This window comes from Cellulomonas fulva, from assembly GCF_018531375.1.
GTDB classification, from domain to species: Bacteria; Actinomycetota; Actinomycetes; order Actinomycetales; family Cellulomonadaceae; genus Cellulomonas; species Cellulomonas fulva.
The window spans coordinates 566,116-585,034 of record NZ_JAHBOH010000001.1; the positions used below are offsets into that span (position 1 = coordinate 566,116).

At 75.8% G+C, this 18,919-nt stretch carries 15 protein-coding genes; 8 read left to right on the forward strand and 7 right to left on the reverse strand.

From position 1 onward, the window contains the following. Positions 1-78 precede the first annotated feature (78 nt). Complete coding sequence (locus tag KIN34_RS02485) at positions 79-1,902, reverse strand: serine/threonine-protein kinase (RefSeq protein WP_214346205.1); 1,824 nt, start codon at positions 1,900-1,902, stop codon at positions 79-81. A gap of 92 nt (positions 1,903-1,994) precedes the next feature. Between KIN34_RS02485 and KIN34_RS02490 the strand changes: the two genes are divergently transcribed. From KIN34_RS02490 to KIN34_RS02515, 6 genes are all read left to right on the forward strand, one after another. After that, on the forward strand, positions 1,995-3,431 hold the full coding sequence (locus tag KIN34_RS02490) for an alpha,alpha-trehalose-phosphate synthase (UDP-forming) (RefSeq protein ID WP_214346207.1): 1,437 nt from the start codon (positions 1,995-1,997) through the stop codon (positions 3,429-3,431). After that, the gene (gene otsB / locus KIN34_RS02495) at positions 3,424-4,218 is read left to right on the forward strand and encodes a trehalose-phosphatase (protein ID WP_214346210.1); all 795 of its coding nucleotides are present in this window, start codon (positions 3,424-3,426) and stop codon (positions 4,216-4,218) included. Before KIN34_RS02490 ends, otsB begins: the two co-directional genes overlap by 8 nt. A gap of 29 nt (positions 4,219-4,247) precedes the next feature. Beyond that, complete coding sequence (locus KIN34_RS02500) at positions 4,248-5,729, forward strand: outer membrane protein assembly factor BamB family protein (RefSeq protein ID WP_214346212.1); 1,482 nt, start codon at positions 4,248-4,250, stop codon at positions 5,727-5,729. 210 nt (positions 5,730-5,939) lie between these two features. Next, positions 5,940-7,064, forward strand: a complete 1,125-nt coding sequence (locus KIN34_RS02505) for an ABC transporter ATP-binding protein (RefSeq protein ID WP_214346214.1) — start codon at positions 5,940-5,942, stop codon at positions 7,062-7,064. An 81-nt stretch (positions 7,065-7,145) separates the two neighbouring features. Beyond that, positions 7,146-8,702 carry a cation:proton antiporter gene (locus KIN34_RS02510; protein WP_214346216.1) on the forward strand — a complete coding sequence of 519 codons (1,557 nt, stop codon included), beginning with the start codon at positions 7,146-7,148 and terminating at the stop codon, positions 8,700-8,702. Positions 8,703-8,751: 49 nt separating this feature from the next. Further along, positions 8,752-10,035, forward strand: coding sequence for a DUF4032 domain-containing protein (locus KIN34_RS02515; RefSeq protein ID WP_214346218.1), 1,284 nt, complete (start codon positions 8,752-8,754; stop codon positions 10,033-10,035). A gap of 18 nt (positions 10,036-10,053) precedes the next feature. Here the strand turns inward: KIN34_RS02515 and KIN34_RS02520 are convergent, their stop codons facing one another. Genes KIN34_RS02520 through KIN34_RS02545 form a run of 6 tightly spaced genes read right to left on the reverse strand, consistent with a single transcriptional unit; the run spans position 10,054 to position 16,374 of the window. Next, on the reverse strand, positions 10,054-10,794 hold the full coding sequence (locus KIN34_RS02520; protein ID WP_372449549.1) for a copper homeostasis protein CutC: 741 nt from the start codon (positions 10,792-10,794) through the stop codon (positions 10,054-10,056). A 37-nt stretch (positions 10,795-10,831) separates the two neighbouring features. Next, a complete protein-coding gene (gene rlmB / locus KIN34_RS02525; RefSeq protein WP_214346220.1) occupies positions 10,832-11,821 on the reverse strand; it encodes a 23S rRNA (guanosine(2251)-2'-O)-methyltransferase RlmB in 990 nt (329 codons plus the stop codon). Next, positions 11,821-13,254 (reverse strand): cysteine--tRNA ligase, encoded by a 1,434-nt coding sequence (gene cysS, locus KIN34_RS02530; protein ID WP_214346222.1) that lies wholly within the window; start codon positions 13,252-13,254, stop codon positions 11,821-11,823. The genes rlmB and cysS overlap by 1 nt, the downstream gene beginning before the upstream one ends. A 20-nt stretch (positions 13,255-13,274) precedes the next feature. After that, positions 13,275-14,453, reverse strand: coding sequence for an amino acid deaminase/aldolase (locus KIN34_RS02535; protein WP_214346225.1), 1,179 nt, complete (start codon positions 14,451-14,453; stop codon positions 13,275-13,277). Next, on the reverse strand, positions 14,450-15,700 hold the full coding sequence (locus tag KIN34_RS02540; protein WP_214346228.1) for an MFS transporter: 1,251 nt from the start codon (positions 15,698-15,700) through the stop codon (positions 14,450-14,452). The genes KIN34_RS02535 and KIN34_RS02540 overlap by 4 nt, the downstream gene beginning before the upstream one ends. Continuing rightward, positions 15,697-16,374: a TetR/AcrR family transcriptional regulator gene (locus KIN34_RS02545; protein ID WP_214346231.1), complete on the reverse strand. Its 678-nt coding sequence runs from the start codon at positions 16,372-16,374 to the stop codon at positions 15,697-15,699. Before KIN34_RS02545 ends, KIN34_RS02540 begins: the two co-directional genes overlap by 4 nt. A gap of 141 nt (positions 16,375-16,515) precedes the next feature. On the opposite strand from KIN34_RS02545, the gene KIN34_RS02550 reads away from it, so the two are divergent. Continuing rightward, positions 16,516-17,850 carry a D-arabinono-1,4-lactone oxidase gene (locus KIN34_RS02550; RefSeq protein ID WP_214346234.1) on the forward strand — a complete coding sequence of 445 codons (1,335 nt, stop codon included), beginning with the start codon at positions 16,516-16,518 and terminating at the stop codon, positions 17,848-17,850. A gap of 91 nt (positions 17,851-17,941) precedes the next feature. Continuing rightward, on the forward strand, positions 17,942-18,886 hold the full coding sequence (locus KIN34_RS02555) for a quinone oxidoreductase family protein (RefSeq protein WP_307858052.1): 945 nt from the start codon (positions 17,942-17,944) through the stop codon (positions 18,884-18,886). Positions 18,887-18,919: the final 33 nt, after the last annotated feature.

The following is an 18,919-nucleotide window of genomic DNA, read 5'->3' on the forward strand; positions in this document are numbered from 1 at the left end:
ACCGTGCATCCGGGCTGCCCGCAGGTCCCGGATCCGTCGGGACGCGCAGGGCAGGCGCAGGGGAAGGCTCAGGGGCGCTTACGGGACGGTCGGCACCGGCGCGGGCGCCCAGACGATCCCGGCCCCGTTCGCGACGAGCGCGACGAGCACCGCGGCTGCCGCGAGGCACACGCACACGAGCACGAGGGCGCCGAGCCGGCCGGGCGCGACGACCGCGAGGACGCGCCGCGTGCCGACGCGCGTCATCCGGGACAGCGGCCCGCACCACACGACGAGCGTGCCCAGCAGCACCAGCCCGGCGACGACCCACGCCGCGGGGGTGCCGTCCACCTCGTCCCCCGTGCCGAGGTCGCCCAGCACCCACGTGCCGTTGGCGAGGAACCACGCGACGACGCCGCCCGCGACGACGACGGCGCACGCCCCGACCACCAGGGACGGCACCAGGCCGACGAGCGTGCGGACCAGGTACCAGGGCGAGGCGGCGGTCGCGAGCACCACGTCGGAGCGGGTCACGCCGCGCCGCTCGCGGCGGCCGTGCATCGCCTCGACGGCGGTGCCGATCGTCCGCACGACGACCACGAGCACGACGAGGACGACGAGCGTGAGCGTCGGCGCGAGGGCTCCCGCGGCGACGACGACGGCACCGAGCGCGAGGACCGACCCCCAGCGCCGCGGCGCCGGCGGGCGGACGTAGCCGACGCCCTCGCCCAGGTCGCCCTCGGAGGCGTCCAGGTCCCCCTCGATCCACTCGACGCCGTCGTGCTCGCCGAGCCCGGGCTCGTCGGACGCGCGCTGGTCGGACGCGGGCTCGTCGGGACCGTACCCGTCCGACCCGGGCTCGTCGTCGGCTCCCGCGGCGACCACCTGCGTGGGCGCGACGACGGGCGGCGGCGGGACGGGCGCGAGGACGGTCGCGGGCACGTCCGGCAGCGTGGTCGTCGGCTCGCCGGCGGGCATGACGCGCGTCGAGCCGTCGTGCGCCGACGCGGCGAGCACGGTCGCCGCGGCGGCGACCTCGGTCGGGTCGGCGGGGTACACCACGGTGCCGGGCACCGTGCCCTCGCGCTCGCCGTCGTCGTCCGGGTCCCCGTCGACCGCCGCGACCTCGAGCGCGGCGACGACGTCGTCGGGCTGCAGGCGGCGCTCGGGGTCGGGGTCGAGCGCACCGCGCAGCGCGTCGGTGGTGACCGGCCCCAGCCCGGCGAGGTCGACGTCGCCCGTGCGCGCCCGGGCCAGCACGGCCTCGAGCGGGCGCGCGCCGAACGGCGGCCGCCCGGTCGCCGCGAACGCGAGCACCGCGGCCCACCCCCACAGGTCGCTCGCGGGGGTCGGGTCGGCGCCGTCGAGCAGCTCCGGCGCCAGGTAGCCGGGGGTGCCGACGACGAGCCCGGTGGAGGTGACCTGCGCCGAGTCCTCCCCCGCCGCCTGCGCGATCCCGAAGTCGATGAGGACCGGGCCGTCGTCGGTGACGAGCACGTTGGTCGGCTTGAGGTCACGGTGCACCACGCCGGCGCGGTGCACGGCCACCAGGGCGTCGTGCAGCCCGGCGGCGAGCGCGTGCAGGTCCTCGCCGGACAGGGGCCCGTGCGCGCGGACGTGCTCCTCGAGGTTCGAGCCGGCGACCAGCTCGGTCACGATGAACGCCTCGGTCGAGTCCGCCTCCGCGTCGAGCACCGAGGCGACGGCCGGGTGCCGCAGGCGCTGCAGCGCGACGACCTCGCGCCGCAGCCGCTCGCGCGCGGCGGCGTCGGCGCCCACCTGCGGGTGGAGCAGCTTGAGCGCGACCGCGGTGCCGCCGTCGTCGACGGCGCGGTACACGGTCCCCATGCCCCCGGCACCGAGCGGGGTCACGATCGTGTACCCGCCGATCTGCGCGCCGGGCGCCAGGCCGATCCGTTCCATGCCCGGTCACGCTAGCCGCAGGTCGTCCGCCGCGCGGCCCTGGCACACCATTGACTAGGGTCGAGATTCACCCACCTGTGCCAGGAGCTGATGTGCCCGACGTGCCCTCCGACGGCTACGACCTCGTCGTCGTCGCGAACCGCCTGCCTGTCGACGTGAGCCTGGACGACCACGGCGAGCCGACCTGGAGCCGGTCCCCGGGCGGTCTGGTCACGGCGCTCGCGCCGGTCATGGCGTCCGCCGACGGCGCGTGGGTCGGCTGGGGCGGGTCGCCCGACCTCACCCTCGAGCCGTTCGAGGTCGACGGCACCCAGCTGGTGCCCGTCGAGCTGTCCGCGCAGGACGTCGCGCGGTTCTACGAGGGCTTCGCCAACGACACGCTCTGGCCGCTGTACCACGACGTGATCGCGCAGCCCGCGTTCCACCGCGTCTGGTGGGAGGCGTACCAGCGGGTGAACCGGCGGTTCGCCGAGGCGGCGGCCGGCCAGGCGGCGCGGGGCGCGACGGTGTGGGTGCACGACTACCAGCTCCAGCTCGTGCCCAAGATGCTCCGCGAGCTGCGGCCGGACCTGCGCATCGGCTACTTCCACCACATCCCGTTCCCGCCGCTGGAGATCTTCGCGCAGCTGCCGTGGCGCAAGCAGGTGGTCGAGGGCCTCCTGGGCGCCGACCTCGTCGGGTTCCAGCGCGGCGGGGACGCCGCGAACTTCGTCCGCGTGGTGCGCCGGCTCACGGACCTCACCACGCGGGGCCAGGTCGTCACGCTGACCAGCCACGGCAAGGTCGAGCGGCACGTGCGGGCGGCCGCGTTCCCCATCTCGATCGACTCGGGCGCGTTCGACGAGCTGGCGCGCACCCCGGAGGTCCAGGCGCGGGCCCGGGAGATCCGCCGCGAGCTCGGCGATCCCACCACGCTGCTGCTCGGGGTGGACCGGCTCGACTACACCAAGGGCATCCGGCACCGGATCAAGGCGTACGGCGAGCTGCTCGAGGACCAGCGGCTGTCGCCCAGCACCACCACCCTGGTGCAGGTCGCCTCCCCCAGCCGGGAGAACGTGGGCGCGTACGCCCAGCTGCGCGACGACGTCGAGCTCCTGGTCGGCCGGATCAACGGCGACCACGGCCAGGTGGGGCACGCGCCGGTGCAGTACCTGCACCAGTCGTTCCCGATGGAGGAGATGGCGGCGCTGTACCTCGCGGCCGACGTCATGCTGGTGACGGCCCTGCGCGACGGGATGAACCTGGTCGCCAAGGAGTACGTCGCCGCCCGGTCCGACGACCGCGGCGCCCTGGTCCTGAGCGAGTTCACGGGCGCGGCCGACGAGCTGACGGGCGCGGTCCTGGTGAACCCGCACGACATCGAGGGCATGAAGGACGCGATCACCTACGCCGTGCACATGGACGGCCGCGAGTCGCGCAAGCGCATGCGGCGCCTGCGCCGCCGCGTCCTGGGCCACGACGTCGCGGCGTGGTCGCGCGAGTTCCTGGGGGTCCTGACCAGCGTCCCGACGAGGGAGAACCATGTCTGACCGCCCGGACGGACCGACCGTGCACGACGCGCTCGTCGGCCTCGCGCAGGACGCGGGCGCCCGCCCGCTGCTCGTCGCGCTCGACTTCGACGGCACGCTCGCCCCGCTGCAGGACGACCCGTCGCGGTCCCGGATCCTGCCCGAGGGCGTGGCGCCCCTGGCGTCGCTGGTCACGCACGAGGGCGTCGCGCTCGCGCTCGTGTCCGGCCGCGCGCTGCACGACCTGCACGCCCTCGCCGAGGTCCCGGCCGGGACGTACCTCATCGGCTCGCACGGGGCCGAGCGCGCGCGCGTCACGCGGCACGGGCTGGACCGCGACGTGGTCCAGCTGTCCGACGAGCAGGCGGACCGGCTCGCCGAGCTCGGCGCGCAGGCCTCGGCGGTCGCGCGCGGCCGCGACGGCGTGTGGGTCGAGTCCAAGCCCACCGCGGTCGTCGTGCACACGCGCCTCGCCGAGCGCGCGGACGCCGAGGCCGCGGAGGCAGCGGCGCTCGAGCTCGGCGAGCGGCTCGGCTCCGGGGTGCTGCACGGCAAGGACGTCGTCGAGATCTCCGTGCTGCACGCGAGCAAGGGCGAGGCGCTGACGGCGCTGCGCGAGGAGCTCGGGGCGCGCGTCGTCGTGTACGCGGGCGACGACGTGACCGACGAGCACGCGTTCGAGGCGCTGGGCGCCGACGACGTCACGATCAAGGTCGGGGCGGGCGACACCCTCGCCCGGCACCGCGCGGCCGACCCGCAGGAGATGGTCGCCGCCCTCGGCGCCCTGTCCGCCGCGCTCCCCGCCTGATCGCCGGCGGGAGGCGTAGCGTCGGTTCCGTGCCGACGTCGGGGTCCCGGATGGTCGCGGTCGAGCTCGACGAGGCGCCCGCGGCCGGCCCGTCGGAGCCGCCCCGCCGACGCCCGTCGCGCCGGGCCGCGCTGTGGCTCGGCCTCGCGGCCGGGGCCGTCGCCGCCGCGCTCGTCGTGACGCAGGGCGTGCTCGACCGTGGCGAGCGGCGCCGGCTCGACGAGCTCGCCGACGTCCGCGGCCTCCTGCAGCCGGTCGCGACGCCGGTCCGCGCCCTCTGGCACCTGGGCGGCGGCCGCGAGGTCCTCACGGACGTCCCCGTCGCGGGGCGCGTCGTCGCCGTGCGGGACGCGGGCGGCTGGGGCGCGCCGGCGGGGACCGACCTCAGCCACCCCTCGCTCGTCGGCTACGACGTGCGGACCGGGGACGAGGCGTGGCGGACGCCGTTCCCCCTCGACGACGCGGACGCCGTCGCCGTCGCGACCGGCGCCCCGAGCGTGTCCCGGGTCCGGTGCGTCGCGCTGCGCCAGGCGCGGCTGCTGTGCGCGCTCACCAACGCCCGCCTGGTCGGGACGCGCACCGCGGTGGTCGACGGGATCGACGGCCGGGTCGTCGCCACGCGGCCGCTGCCGCCCGACGCGGCGTGGACCACGTCCGGGGCGGCGCTCGTCGTCGCGACGAGCGCGCCCGGTCCGGACCCGGCCGACGTGGTCTGGCGGGTCACGGCGACCGACGCGTCCAGCGGCGAGGTGCTCTGGGACGCGAGGACGCCGGTGGTGCGGCGCGTCGACCGGGTGGTGCCCGGCTCGCGGGACGTCGACTCCTCCGCCCTCCTGTCCGCGCGGGACGGGCGCGTGCTGCTGGTGCACTCCGCGCACCTGTGGGTCCTGGACGGCGGTCGCCTGGTACGGGACGCGGGGGTGGGCGTCGACGGGTTCGCGGAGCTCGGCCCCGGCGGCACCGTCGTCTGGCAGCCCGTGTCGCAGCCGGCGGACATCCCCGGCGCGCTCCTCACCGCCGACGGCCGGCGCGTGCGGGTCCACGAGACCCTGCTCGACCCCACCGTCGACGACTCCACCGCGCGGGACCTGGTGTTCCTGACGGACACCGTGCGCTCGGGCGCGCTCGTCGTGCGGGACCGCGGGACCGGGACCGTGCGGTGGCAGGCCGACGGGCTGACCGGTGGACCGGTGGTGCTGGACGGCTCGGTCACGGTCGGCACCGGCACGGGCGCGAGGTCCTACGACGCGGCCACCGGCGAGCTCCGGTGGACGGCGGTCACGGGCGAGCGCGCCGCGTACGTGGGCACCGACGGGCGCAGCATCGTCGTGCTCACCACCGACGGGACCCTCCACGGGCTGGACCTCGACGACGGCGCCCCGCGGTGGCAGGTCGACGCCTCGCGGGTGCTCCCGGCCCCCGCCGGCGCGCTGGGACAGGTCACGGCGTGGGACGGGCACCTGCTGCTGCGCGGGCTCGACGGCTCCGCCACGCTGCTCGCCGCCGGCTGACCCTGCCCGGCTGCCCAGCTGCCCGCCGGCGAGCCTGCGAGGGGACCGCCGGACGAGTGACGGAGGTCACCGCGCACCCTGTCCGGTGTGGCAGGATTGCCCCGGGCCGACGGAGGTTCTCCTCCGGCGGCCTGTGTCAGTGAAGACACTGCACACCTTTCACGACGGATCGTCCGGCACGTACCTGCCGGTGAAGGGATTGGTAGCGCCATGGCTACTGTCACGTTCGACCACGCGACCCGGGTCTACCCGGGCACGGAGCGCCCCGCGGTGGACGCGCTCAACCTCCACATCGAGGACGGCGAGTTCCTCGTCCTCGTCGGCCCCTCCGGCTGCGGCAAGTCGACGTCGCTGCGCATGCTCGCCGGCCTGGAGGACGTCAACGCCGGCCGCATCCTCATCGGCGACCGCGACGTCACGGACGTCCAGCCGAAGGACCGCGACATCGCGATGGTGTTCCAGAACTACGCGCTGTACCCGCACATGACGGTGGCCGACAACATGGGCTTCGCGCTCAAGATCGCCGGCACCCCGAAGGCCGAGATCCGCCAGCGCGTCGAGGAGGCCGCCCAGATCCTCGACCTGAGCCAGTACCTCGACCGCAAGCCGAAGGCCCTCTCCGGTGGCCAGCGCCAGCGCGTCGCCATGGGCCGCGCCATCGTGCGTCAGCCGCAGGTGTTCCTCATGGACGAGCCGCTGTCGAACCTCGACGCCAAGCTCCGTGTCCAGACGCGTACGCAGATCGCGTCGCTGCAGCGCCGCCTCGGCGTCACCACGGTCTACGTCACGCACGACCAGACCGAGGCGCTGACCATGGGCGACCGCATCGCGGTGCTCAAGGACGGCCTCCTGCAGCAGGTCGGCACGCCGCGCGAGATGTACGACACCCCGGCCAACGTCTTCGTCGCCGGCTTCATCGGCTCGCCGGCCATGAACATCGGCACGTTCCCGGTGCTCGACGGCTACGCCGTCCTGGGCCGCGCCCGCGTGCCCGTCGCCCGTGAGGCCATCGGCCAGTTCACCGAGGACGACAAGAACCACGTCACCATCGGCTTCCGTCCCGAGTCGCTCGACGTGCTCCCCCAGGGCTCGCCGGACTCGATCCCGGTCGTCGTGAACATCGTCGAGGAGCTCGGCTCGGACGCGTTCGTCTACGGCTCGCTCACCAACGAGTTCGGGCAGGCCGACGTCGTGCACTCCGGTGCCGGCGACGCGCAGGTCATCGTGCGCTGCGACCCGCGCCAGGTCCCCGCCAAGGGCGAGACGATCAACGTCCGCATCCGCCCGGGCGAGCAGCACCTGTTCCACGCGGGCTCGGGCGAGCGCATCGGCTGACCCACCCCGCACCGTCCGGAGGGCGGGCGGCGACCACCCGGTCGCTGCCCGCCCTCCGTCCGTCTGCGGCAGGCTGGGGCCATGCCCGTGCTGCTCGTGGTCGGAGTCCTGGTCGCCGGCGTCGTCGCACTGACGCCCGTGGCGGACCGCATCCGCGTCCCCTACCCCGTGCTGCTGACGCTGTTCGGCCTCGCGGTGCCCCTGGTCCCCGGCGTGCCGGACCTGCGCATCGAGCCGGACCTGATCCTGCCGCTGGTCCTGCCGCCCCTGCTGTTCGCCGCGACCCAGCGCGCCACCGGCCGCGACTTCAAGGACAACGCCGGGACGATCGGGTGGCTGGCCGTCGGCCTCACGCTCGCGAGCGCGGTGGCGGCGGCGGCGGTCGCGCACGCGATGGGCCTGCCCTGGGCGCCGGCCGCGGCGCTCGGCGCGATCGTGGCGCCCCCGGACCCCGTGGCGGCCACGGCGGTCGCGCGCCGGCTGCGCCTGCCGGGGCGGCTGGTGACGGTCCTCGAGGGCGAGGGCATGTTCAACGACGCCACCGCGCTCGTGCTCTACAACGTCGCGGTCGCGGCGGTGGTGGCGGGGCACGTCACCGCCGGGGACCTGGGCCTCGGCCTGGTGCTCGCGCTCGCCGTCGGCGTGGGCCTCGGGCTGCTCGCCGGCGTGCTGGGTCACTGGGCGCTGCACGGGCTCCACTCGGCGCCGGCCGAGACCACGGTGACCATCGCGCTGCCGTTCGCGGTGTACGTGCTGGCGGACCGCCTGGAGGGCTCGGGCGTGCTCGCGGTGCTCACGCTGGGGCTGTACCTGCGCGGGCGGAGCCACAGCGCGCTCACCTCCGGCGGGTGGCTGCTGGGGCGCGCGGTCTGGCGGTACGCGGACTACCTGATCACGAGCCTCGTCTTCGTCTTCATCGGGTTCGAGCTCACCGAGGTGCTGAGCAACCACGACGACCGCGGCGCCGCGCTGGCGATGGCGGGCTGGGTCTGCCTGACGCTCGTCGCCGTGCGGTTCGGCTGGGTGCTCGTCGTGACGTGGCTGGTCCCACGCGGCCGCGGCGACCGCCCGGCGAGCGGGCGTGAGGCGGTGGTGACCTCCTGGGCGGGCATGCGCGGGGTGGTGACGGTCGCGACGGCGCTCGCGCTCCCGGTCGCGGTGGACGGCGGCGGGGCGTTCCCGGACCGCGGCACGATCGTGGTCGTCGCGCTCGTGACCGTCCTGGTCACGCTGGTCCTGCAGGGGCTGACGCTCGCCCCGCTCGTCACCCGCCTGCGCGTCGGCACCGAGGTCGACCCGGCGCAGGAGGTCCGGGAGCTGCGCGAGCGCGCGACGCTGGCGGTGCTGGAGTCGCTGGACGACATCGGCGCGGGCGCGCCGGAGCGCGTCCGCGACGCCGTCCGGCTGGAGTACCAGGGCTACCTCTCGGCGCAGCTCGCGCTGACCACCGCCCGGTACGGCGGGGACGCCGACGACGACGAGGGCGACCGCGAGGCGGTCGAGGACCTGCTGCGCGCGGCCGGCGAGGTCGAGCGCCGCGTCGTCGTGGACGCCCGCAGCTCGGGCGCCATCTCGCCCGAGGCGGCCGACGAGGTGCTCGACGAGGTCGAGCGCCGCGCGGTGCGCGAGCTCGACTGACCCGTCCCCAGGGGCGCGCGCGGGGCCCGGGCGCTGGAAGGATGGGGGCATGAAGCCGAACCGGCAGCAGCTGCAGATCACCGCGGCCTCCCCCGACCCCGCGCTGCTCGACCTGCCGTGGCACATCCCGCTCGAGCACTGGCCGGCCGAGACGCTCGCGGCCCTGCCCCGCGGCATCTCCCGGCACATCGTGCGGTTCGCGCGCCTGTCCGGCCGGGTCATCGCGATCAAGGAGATCGGCGAGACGGTCGCGTACCGCGAGTACGAGCTGCTGCGCCAGCTGCGGCGCCTGGACGTGCCGTCGGTCGAGCCGGTCGGCGTGATCACGGGCCGGCGGTCGCCCGAGGGCGAGCCGCTCGAGGCGGTGCTGATCACCCAGCACCTGCAGTTCTCGCTGCCGTACCGCTCGCTGTTCAGCCAGTCGCTGCGCCCGGACACCGCCACGCGCCTGATCGACGCGCTCGCCGTCCTGCTGGTCCGGCTGCACATCGCGGGCTTCTACTGGGGCGACGTGTCGCTCTCGAACACGCTGTTCCGCCGGGACGCGGAGACGTTCGCCGCCTACCTGGTCGACGCCGAGACCGGGGACCTGCACGAGCGGCTCACCGCCGGCCAGCGCGGGTACGACCTCGAGGTCGCGCGCGTGAACATCATCGGCGAGCTCATGGACCTGCAGGCCGGCGACTTCCTCGAGGAGGACGTCGACGCCGTCGCGATCGGCGACGCGCTCGCCGAGCGCTACGGCGAGCTGTGGCGCGCGCTGACCGAGGTCGAGTCGTTCGGGTACGGCGAGCGCTGGCGCGTGCAGGCGCGCATCGACCGGCTCAACGACCTGGGCTTCGACGTCGGCGAGCTCGACATCACGAGCGACCTCGACGGGACCACCGTGCGGATCCAGCCCAAGGTCGTCGAGTCCGGTCACCACAGCCGGCGGCTCATGCGGCTCACGGGTCTCGACGTCGGCGAGAACCAGGCGCGCCGCCTCCTCAACGACCTCGACGAGTTCCGGGCGGCGACGGACCGGCAGGCGGAGGACGAGTCGTTCGTCGCGCACGACTGGCTGACCGAGGTCTTCGAGCCCGCCGTGCGGAAGGTCCCGCGCGAGCTGCGCGGCAAGCTCGAGCCCGCGCAGATCTTCCACGAGCTGCTGGACCACCGCTGGTTCCTGTCCGAGCAGCAGCACCGCGACGTCCCGATGAAGGAGGCGGTGAAGAGCTACGTGAAGAACATCCTGCCCAACCGTCCCGACGAGCAGGCGATCCTGGGCGTGCAGCCCGGCGACCTGCGGGACACCGAGACGATCCCGCGCGTCGACGACGAGATCATCGGCTGACGCCCCGGCGCGCCACCGTCAGCTGGCGGCGTCGAGGGCCTGACGAGCCTGCGCGACCGTGCCCGGGTCCGTCGCGGTCCGGCCCTGCGTGCCGCCGCCGCCCGGACCACCGTCGTCGGCCACCGGCACGGACGCGGACAGGTGCACCGCGTCCACGCCGAGCCCGACGAGCGCGGCGACGTCGTCGGGCCGCACCCCACCGCCGGCCATGACCTCGATCCGGCCCGCCGCCGCCCGGACGGTGGCCGCGAGGCGCGGGAGCCCGTCGCCCGCGCGGGCCGCGCCGCCCGAGGTCAGCACCCGGCGCACGCCCGCCGCCGCGAGCACGTCGAGCGTGCCGGCGACGTCGTCGAGCACGTCGAACGCCCGGTGGAAGGTGACCTCGCGCCCGTCAGCCGCCACGACCAGCCGCGCGAGCGCGCGCTGGTCGACGCCGCTCGCGCGCCCGTCCGCCAGCGCGCCGACGACCACGCCCGCGGCGCCCGCGGCCACCGCCGCCCGCACGTCGCGGACCTGCACGTCGACCTCGTCGTCGCCGTACCGGAACCCGCCCGGCCGCGGGCGCACCAGCACGTGCACGCCCGTCCCGGGGACCGCGTCGAGGACCGCCTCGAGCAGCCCGGGGCTCGGCGTCAGCCCGCCCGTGGCACCGAGCGCGACGCACAGCTCGAGGCGGTCCGCGCCCGCGGCCACGGCCGCGAGGGCACCGGCCACGTCCTGCACCGCGACCTCGAGCACGGGCACCGCACGCTCGGGCACCGCACGCTCAGGCACCGCACGCTCGGGCACGGCGCGCTCAGGCACGACGAGCGGCGACCTCGTAGAGCGCGATCCCCGCGGCGACGCCGGCGTTGAGCGACTCGACGTCGCCGCCGATCGGGATCGAGGCGATCGCGTCGCACTGCTCGCGCACCAGCCGCGAGATGCCCTTGCCCTCCGAGCCCACGACGAGCACGAGCGGGTCGGTCGCGTACGGCAGGTCGCCGATGGCCACGTCGCCGCCGCCGTCGAGCCCGACGACGAAGACGCCGGCCTTCTTCCACTCCTGCAGCGTGCGGGCCAGGTTGGTGACGCGCGCGACCGGCACCCGCGCCGCGGCTCCCGCGGAGACCTTCCACGCGGCGGCCGTGACGCCGGCCGAGCGACGCTCCGGCACCAGCAGCCCGTGCGCACCGAACGCGCCGGCCGAACGGAGCACCGCGCCGAGGTTGCGGGGGTCGGTGACCCCGTCCAGGGCGACGACGAGCGGGCTCGTGCCGGCCGCCGCCGCGCGGTCCAGCAGGTCCTCGTCGTCGGCGTACGCGTACGGCGGCACCTGGATCGCGACGCCCTGGTGCACCGAGCCGTCCGTGAGCCGGTCGAGCTCGGTGCGGGTCACCTCGAGCAGCGGGTAGCCCGCGTCGGCCGCGATCGAGATGATCTCGCGCGTGCGGTCGTCGGCCTCGAGCCGGGTCGCGAGGTAGACCGTGGCGATCGGCACGCCGACGCGCAGCGCCTCGAGCACCGAGTTCCGCCCGGACACGATCTCGTGCGTCGAGGACTTGCGGCCGCCCTTGAGCCCGGCGGGCCGCCCGCCCGAGGAGCCCCGCCCGCCCGAGGGCCGGCCGCCGGACTTCTCCGCGGCGACCTTGCGCTTGTGGGCGACGTGGTAGACGCGGTCCTCGGCCTTGGGCGTCGGGCCCTTGCCCTCGAGCGCGCGGCGGCTGTGCCCGCCCGTGCCCGTGGAGGCGCCCTTCTTCGAGCCCGTCTTGCGCGTCGCACCGCGACGCTGGGAGTTGCCGGCCATCAGTCCTCCGATCGGGGGGCGAGCGTCCAGCGCGCGCCGGTGGGCGAGTCCTCGACGACGATGCCCGCGGCCGCCAGGCGGTCGCGGATCGCGTCGGACGTCGCGAAGTCACGTGCGGCGCGCGCCGCGGCGCGCGCCTCGAGCTCGCCGGCGACGACCGCCTCGAGCGCGGACGCGTACCGCTCGTCGGCGGCGCGCGAGCGCCACTGCGCCGAGCCGGGGTCGAGGCCCAGCACGTCGAGCATCGACCGGAGCGTCACCATCGCGGCGCGCGCGGCCGCCGGGTCGCCGGCGGCGAGCGCCGTGTTCCCCGCGCGCAGCGTCTCGTGCACCACCGCGAGCGCGGCGGGCACGTTGAGGTCGTCGTCCATCGCCGCGACGAAGTCCGCGGGCAGCTCGGCTGCCGCGACCTCCTCGTCGGACGCGGTCCCCACCTGCTCGGCGGCGCGCGTGACGAACCCGGACAGCCGGTCCCACGTGGCCTCGGCCTCGCGTAGCGTGTCCTCGCTCCACTCGAGCATCGAGCGGTACTGCACCGCGGTCAGCGCGTAGCGGACCACCGCGGCGCGCGCCTGCTGCAGCACCACGTCGACCAGCAGGCCGTTGCCCAGGGACTTGCTCATCTTGGCGCCGCCCTGCGTGACCCAGCCGTTGTGCAGCCAGAACCGCGCGAACTGCTGGCCCGCCGCGTGCGACTGCGCGAGCTCGTTCTCGTGGTGCGGGAACCGCAGGTCGAGCCCGCCGCCGTGGATGTCGAACTCCGGGCCCAGGTACCGCACCGCCATCGCCGAGCACTCGAGGTGCCAGCCCGGGCGGCCGCGGCCGAACGGGGTGTCCCAGCTCGCCGTGGGCGGCTCGCCGGGCTTCGCGGCCTTCCAGAGCGCGAAGTCGTGCACGTCGCGCTTGGCGCCGCCCACCGGCGCGTCGTCGGGTGCGGGCACCATGTCGTCGACCGGCTGGTTGGTCAGCGCGCCGTATCCCGGGAAGGAGCGGACGTCGAAGTACACGTCGCCCTCGGCCGCGACGTACGCGTGGCCCGCGTCGACGAGGGTGCGCATCAGGTCGACCATCGCGGGGACGTGCCCGGTCGCTCGCGGCTCGTACGTCGGCGGCAGGACGCCCAGCGCGTCGTACGCGCGCGTGAACGCGCGCTCGTTCGCCATCGCCCAGGCCCACCACGGCTCCCCGGCGGCCGCGGACTTCGCCAGGATCTTGTCGTCGATGTCGGTGACGTTGCGGACCAGCGTCACGCGCAGGCCCTGGCGGCGCAGCCAGCGGACCAGGACGTCGAACGCGACGCCCGACCGGACGTGGCCCACGTGCGGCGGCGCCTGCACCGTGGCGCCGCACAGGTAGACGCCGACCTCACCCGCCGTGCGCGGCGTGAAGTCGCGCACCGTGCGGGTCGCGGTGTCGTACAGGCGCAGGGTCACCGGGCAAGGCTACCGGCGGGTCAGCCGAAGCAGAGCCCCTCGCCCCGGTACGTCGGCACGGTCGCCTCCACGGCCTCCCCGCGCACCAGGTGCACGTCGGCGAACCGCTCCATGACCTCGCCCGACTTCGCGTGCCGGAACCACACCCGGTCACCGACGCGCAGGTCGGCCCGGTCCCGCAGCCGCAGCGGCGTCTGCACCTCGCCCGCGCCCTCGCGCGGCGTCAGCGCGAGCCCTGCGGGCCACACCGGCCGCGGCTGCCGCGACGCGGTGGCCGGGCCGGACGCGACGTACCCGCCGCCGAACGCGGTCGCGAGCCCGGGCGCCGGCACGCGCACGACGTCGAGCCCGAAGTACGCGGCGGGCCGGGGCTCGAACGAGCGGTAGTCGTCGAACAGCGTGGGCACGAAGAGGCCGGAGCCCGCGGTCACCTCGGTCACCGTCGGGTCGCCGACCGACGTCTGCACCGACCCCGAGCCGCCCGAGTTCACCAGCTCGAGCCGGTGGCCGACGGCCTGGGTCACCGCGTCGACGCACAGCGCGCGCCGGGTGGCCAGGTCCCGCACCGACAGGCGCTTGACCGCGCGCACGGCGGCGCTCGAGTCCGGCATGCCCGCCACCTGCGCCTCGTAGAACATCAGCCCGCGCACGACGATGCCGTCGCGGCGCGCGATCGCCTCGGCCAGGTCGCCGACCTCCTGCGGCGTGTGCACCGGCGAGCGGCGCACCCCCAGGTGGGCGCGCAGCGGCCCGAGCGCGATGCGCAGGGACGCGTCGACGTCCAGGCACACGCGCAGCAGCGTGCCGTGCGCGACGGCGGCCTTGGCCGCGAGGTCCACCTGCGCGAGGTCGTCGACCATGAGCGTCACGGCCGCGGCCGCCGCCGGGTCCGCCGCGAGCTCGTCGAGCGCTCCCGTGTCCACGGACGGGTACCCGACGAGGACGTCCCGCACCCCCTGCCGCGCGAGCCAGACCGCCTCCCGCAGCGAGTAGGCCATCACGCCCGCGAAGCCCGGCGTCGCCAGCACGCGCTCGAGCACCGAGCGGACCCGCACGGACTTGCTGGCCACCCGCACCGGGGTCCCGGCGGCACGCACGACGAGGTCGGCCGCGTTGGCCTCGAGCGCGTCGAGGTCCACGACGGCGAGCGGTGCGGGCAGGTGCCCCGTGGCGGCGTCGAGCCGGGCTCCGAGCGTCATGCGTCCACCTTCCTGGCGTCCCGGCGGGCGTCGGCGGCGTCGTGCACCGCGAACTGGCCCGCCAGGGCGGTGATGACCAGCACCAGCGCGAGCGGCAGCAGGAACCCGACGCGGAACGAGGTGAGGCTGCTGACGACGCCCACCAGGACCGCGCCGAGGAGCGTGCCGCCGTAGTTGAACACGTTCAGGCGCGCGACCACCGCGTCGGCCGACTCCGGGGCGAGCGCCCCGGCCGCCGAGAAGCACAGCGGCGCGCCGAGACCGAGCCCCGCGCCGGCGAGCGCGAACCCGACGAGGGCCACCGCGGCACCGGGCGCCACGACGACGAGCAGGAGCCCGCCCGCCGCGACGAGGGACGCCGTGCGCACCACGCGCACGCGGCCCCACCGCCGCACGGCGGCGTCCCCGACGAGCCGCGGCACCAGCGCGGTCGCGAGGTAGGCCGCGAGCGTGAGCGGGCCGAGCCACGCGGCGGCGTCCAGCGTCTCGTCGACGTAGAGCGAGCCCCAGGTCTGCGCGGCGTTGTCCGCGGCGTAGAACGCGAGCAGCGCGACGCCGAGGACCAGCAGCGGCCGCCACGGGATCGCGAGGCCGCTCGCCCCGGCGTCCGCGGTCCCGCCGGTGCCGCCGGTGCCGCCGGTGCCGCCGACCCCGGCACCCGCGACGGGCGCGCGCAGGCCGTCGCGCAGCTCGAGCCAGGCGGCGCCCGCGGCGACGAGGAGCCCCGGCAGGAAGACGAGGAGCGCCGAGTCGTGCGGCAGCCACATCACCGTGGCGGAGCAGAACAGCGCCCCCACCACCGCGCCGACCGACCAGGACGCGTGGAAGCCGGACATCAGCGGGCGCCCGTACACCTGCTGCACCGCGACGCCCTGCATGTTGGTGCCCGCGTCGACCATGCCGAGCGCGACGCCGTAGAGGACGAACGCCCCGACCGCGAGGCCGTAGGACGGCGCGAACGCGAGCAGGGGCACCGTGGCCGCGACCGCGAGCAGGCCCGCCCCGAGCGCGACCCGGCTGCCCCCGGCGCGGCGCGTCACGCGGTCCGCGACGAACGAGCCGGCCGCGGCCGCGAGGAGCACGCCGAGCACCGCGAGGGTGAGCTGGTCCTCGGAGAGGTCGTACCGCTCCTGCACCACCGGCAGGCTCGCCAGGATCGTCGTGAGGACGTAGCCCTGCGCGGCGAACGCGACGGCGTCCGCCCGGCGCGCCCGCGCAGCGGCGGAGGCCGGGACCGGGCGGCTCACGCCTGGACCCGGGCGTCCGCGCCCGCGGGTCCCGCGGTCTCGTCGTCGGCAGCGCCCTCGTCGTCGGCGGCGTCGTCGTCGGTCGGGCGCGTCAGGCTCGCCAGGAAGCGACCGAAGCCCTGGATCGACGACCGGGCCGCGTCGTCGTCCCCGTCGACCAGCCAGGACAGCGAGATCCCGTCGACGAACGCGACGACGACCCTGGAGAGCTGCGCGGGGGGCACCGCCCAGGACACGTCCGACACGCGGCCGATCTCGGTGAGCACGGCCTGGGCCGCGGCCCACTGGCCCTGGTACTGCTCGAGCGCGACCTCCGTGAGCTCCGACTGCCGCAGCGAGGCGGTCGTCAGCTCGTAGCTGAGGAGCTGCGCCCCGCGCGCGCCGTGGATGGAGTCCCACAGCGCGGAGACGACCGCCTCGATCACCGACTCGACCGGCGCGCCCTCCGGGACGCCGGACAGGTCGGCCGGCGTGTTCTGGGCGGTGATCGCGTGCGCCATGGCCCGCATCAGCTCGGCCTTGTCCTGGAAGCAGTAGTGCACGACGCCCAGCGAGACCCCCGCCTCGGCCGCGACCGCACGCACCGTGGCGGCGTCGATCCCGTCCCGGCTCGCGACCGCCATGGCCGCCTCGATGAGCTGCTCGCGCCGCTCGGCCACAGGCATGCGGTTCATGCGGTCCCCTCCAGTGCACCTGTCGCGACCTCGTCGCCCCCTGTCGACCCCCGCAGGCCGCCGGTGTCGTCGGCTCAACGATAGACGTACGGTGCCGCACCCGGCTTGACTTGGACAAGCGTTCAGTCCACAGTCTGGACCATGGGAGAGCTGTCGTCGACGTCGCGCTGGGAGAACTGGGCGCGCACCGCAGCGGCCACGCCTGCGCGCGTGGTGCACCCCCGTGACCTGCAGGAACTGGCCGACACCGTCGCCAAGTCGGCCGCGGACGGCCTCCGCGTGCGGGCCGTCGGCGCGGGGCACTCCTTCACCCCGGCCGCCGTCACCGACGGGGTGCACCTGCACCTCGACCAGCTGGACGCGCTCGAGCGTGTCGAGCGCCGCGCGGACGGCACCGCGCTCGTCACCGTCGGCGCAGGCATCCGGCTGTCCGCCCTCAACGGCGTGCTCGACGCGCTCGGGCTGGCGATGCGCAACCTCGGCGACATCGACCAGCAGTCGATCGCCGGCGCGATCTCGACCGGCACCCACGGCACGGGCGTGCGCCTGGGCGGCCTCGCCACGCAGGTGGTCGGCGCGCGCCTGGTGACGGCGGCGGGCGAGGTGCTCGAGACGTCGCCGGAGCAGCACCCGGAGCTCTTCGAGCTCGCCCGCCTGGGCCTGGGCAGCGTGGGCGTGCTGGCCGCGGTCACGCTCGAGGTGGTGCCCGCGTTCCGCCTCGAGGCCGTCGAGGAGCCGTGGGCGCTCGACGACGTGCTCGCCGGGCTGGACGGCCCGGACGGCCTGGTCGAGGGCAACGACCACTTCGAGTTCTACTGGTTCCCGCACACCCGCCGGACCCTGACCAAGCGCAACAACCGCGCCGTCGACGGCCCCGGCCTCAACCCCGTGCGCGGCTGGATCGACGACGAGCTGCTGTCGAACGCGCTGTTCGAGGTCACCAACCGGCTGACCACGCTGGTCCCGCGGATCACGCCGCAGCTCAACCAGGTCGCGGCCCGGAGCCTGTCCCCGCGCCGCTACGTCGCGCGCTCCTCGCAGGTCTTCGCCTCCCCGCGGCGCGTCCGGTTCCGGGAGATGGAGTACGCGGTGCCGCGCGCGGCGCTCGTCGAGGTGCTGGACCGCGTGGACCACTGGGTGCGCTCGTCGGGCGAGCACGTGCCCTTCCCCGTGGAGGTGCGGTTCGCGGCCGCCGACGACCTGTGGCTGTCCACCGCGCACGGCCGCGAGACCGCCTACGTGGCCGTCCACCAGTACTGGCGCCTGCCCTACCTGCGCTACTTCACGGCGGTCGAGGAGATCGTCGCCGCGCACGCCGGCCGCCCGCACTGGGGCAAGCTGCACTGGCTCGAGGCCGAGCGGCTCGGCGAGCTGTACCCGCGGTTCGCCGATGCGCAGCGCGTCCGCGCCGGGGCGGACCCGGACGGCGTCTTCGACAACCCCTACCTCGAGCGCGTGCTGGGCCGCCGCCCCTGACGTCACCCGGTCGGGTGATCGCCGGGTCGCCACGGCAACTTCGACGGCCGCACCCTGGTCAGGAACAGGCCGGGGGTGCACTCTTGCCCGCGTGGCAACCACCAGGGCGGTCGTAGCCGTCGCGTACGGAGGACCGGAGCAGCTCCACGTCGTCGAGGTCGACCCCGGCGAGCCCGGTCCGGGCGAGGTGCTCCTCGACGTCCGCGCCGCCGCGGTCAACCCGGTCGACTGGAAGTCCTACGCCGCCGGCGACCCCGCGCGCCTGCCGCTGCGGCTCGGCCTCGAGGTCGCGGGCACGGTCGCCGCGACGGGCCCGAACGTGCGCTGGCTCAGCGAGGGCGACGAGGTGATCGCCTGGCGCGTCGACGGCGGCTACGCGGGCGCGCTCGTCGTGCCCGAGCAGTCCACGGTGCGCCGCCCACCCACGCTGCCGTGGGCCGAGGCGTCCGGGCTCATGGTCACGGGCACCACCGCCGTCCACACGCTCACCGCAACCCGCACGCGCACCGGGGACGTCGTGCTGGTGCACGGCGGCTCCGGCGGGGTCGGCCGCATGGTCACGCAGCTCGCGCTCCTGCGGGGCGCCCACGTGGTCGCCACGGCGTCGCCGGACGCGCACGACGACCTGCGCGAGCTGGGCGCGGTCCCCGTCGCCCACGGCGAGGACCTGGTGCGCCGCGTGCGCGCGGCGCTGCGGGACGCGGGCCTGGGCCCCGCCACCGTCGCGATCGACACGGTCGGGACCGACGAGGCGCTCGAGGCCAGCGTCGAGCTGGTCCGGGACCGCGGCTCCGTCGTCACCGTCGCCGGGTTCGGTCGCGCCGCGGAGCTCGGCATCCGGGCGCTGGGCGGCGGCCCGGGCGCCGACCCGGGCACGCAGGTGCGCGAGCAGGCGCGCGCGCAGCTCGTCGAGCTCGCCGGCGACGGGTCGCTCGACGTGCGCGTCGCGCGCACCTACCCGCTCGAGGAGGTCGCGCTCGCGCACACCGCGAGCCGCGGCGGGCACGCGCGCGGCAAGCTGGTGCTGCTGCCCTGACGGGCCCCGACGGGTTCCGACGGGTCCTGACGG

Bases quoted from the DNA above. Each gene is read 5' to 3' on its own strand.
- KIN34_RS02510 (WP_214346216.1), top strand. From the start codon at position 7,146: ATGCCCGTGCTGCTCGTGGTCGGAGTCCTGGTCGCCGGCGTCGTCGCA.
- KIN34_RS02515 (WP_214346218.1), top strand. From the start codon at position 8,752: ATGAAGCCGAACCGGCAGCAGCTGCAGATCACCGCGGCCTCCCCCGAC.
- KIN34_RS02550 (WP_214346234.1), top strand. From the start codon at position 16,516: ATGGGAGAGCTGTCGTCGACGTCGCGCTGGGAGAACTGGGCGCGCACC.
- KIN34_RS02505 (WP_214346214.1), top strand. From the start codon at position 5,940: ATGGCTACTGTCACGTTCGACCACGCGACCCGGGTCTACCCGGGCACG.
- otsB (WP_214346210.1), top strand. From the start codon at position 3,424: ATGTCTGACCGCCCGGACGGACCGACCGTGCACGACGCGCTCGTCGGC.
- KIN34_RS02485 (WP_214346205.1), bottom strand. From the start codon at position 1,902: ATGGAACGGATCGGCCTGGCGCCCGGCGCGCAGATCGGCGGGTACACG.
- KIN34_RS02535 (WP_214346225.1), bottom strand. From the start codon at position 14,453: ATGACGCTCGGAGCCCGGCTCGACGCCGCCACGGGGCACCTGCCCGCA.
- rlmB (WP_214346220.1), bottom strand. From the start codon at position 11,821: ATGGCCGGCAACTCCCAGCGTCGCGGTGCGACGCGCAAGACGGGCTCG.
- KIN34_RS02545 (WP_214346231.1), bottom strand. From the start codon at position 16,374: ATGAACCGCATGCCTGTGGCCGAGCGGCGCGAGCAGCTCATCGAGGCG.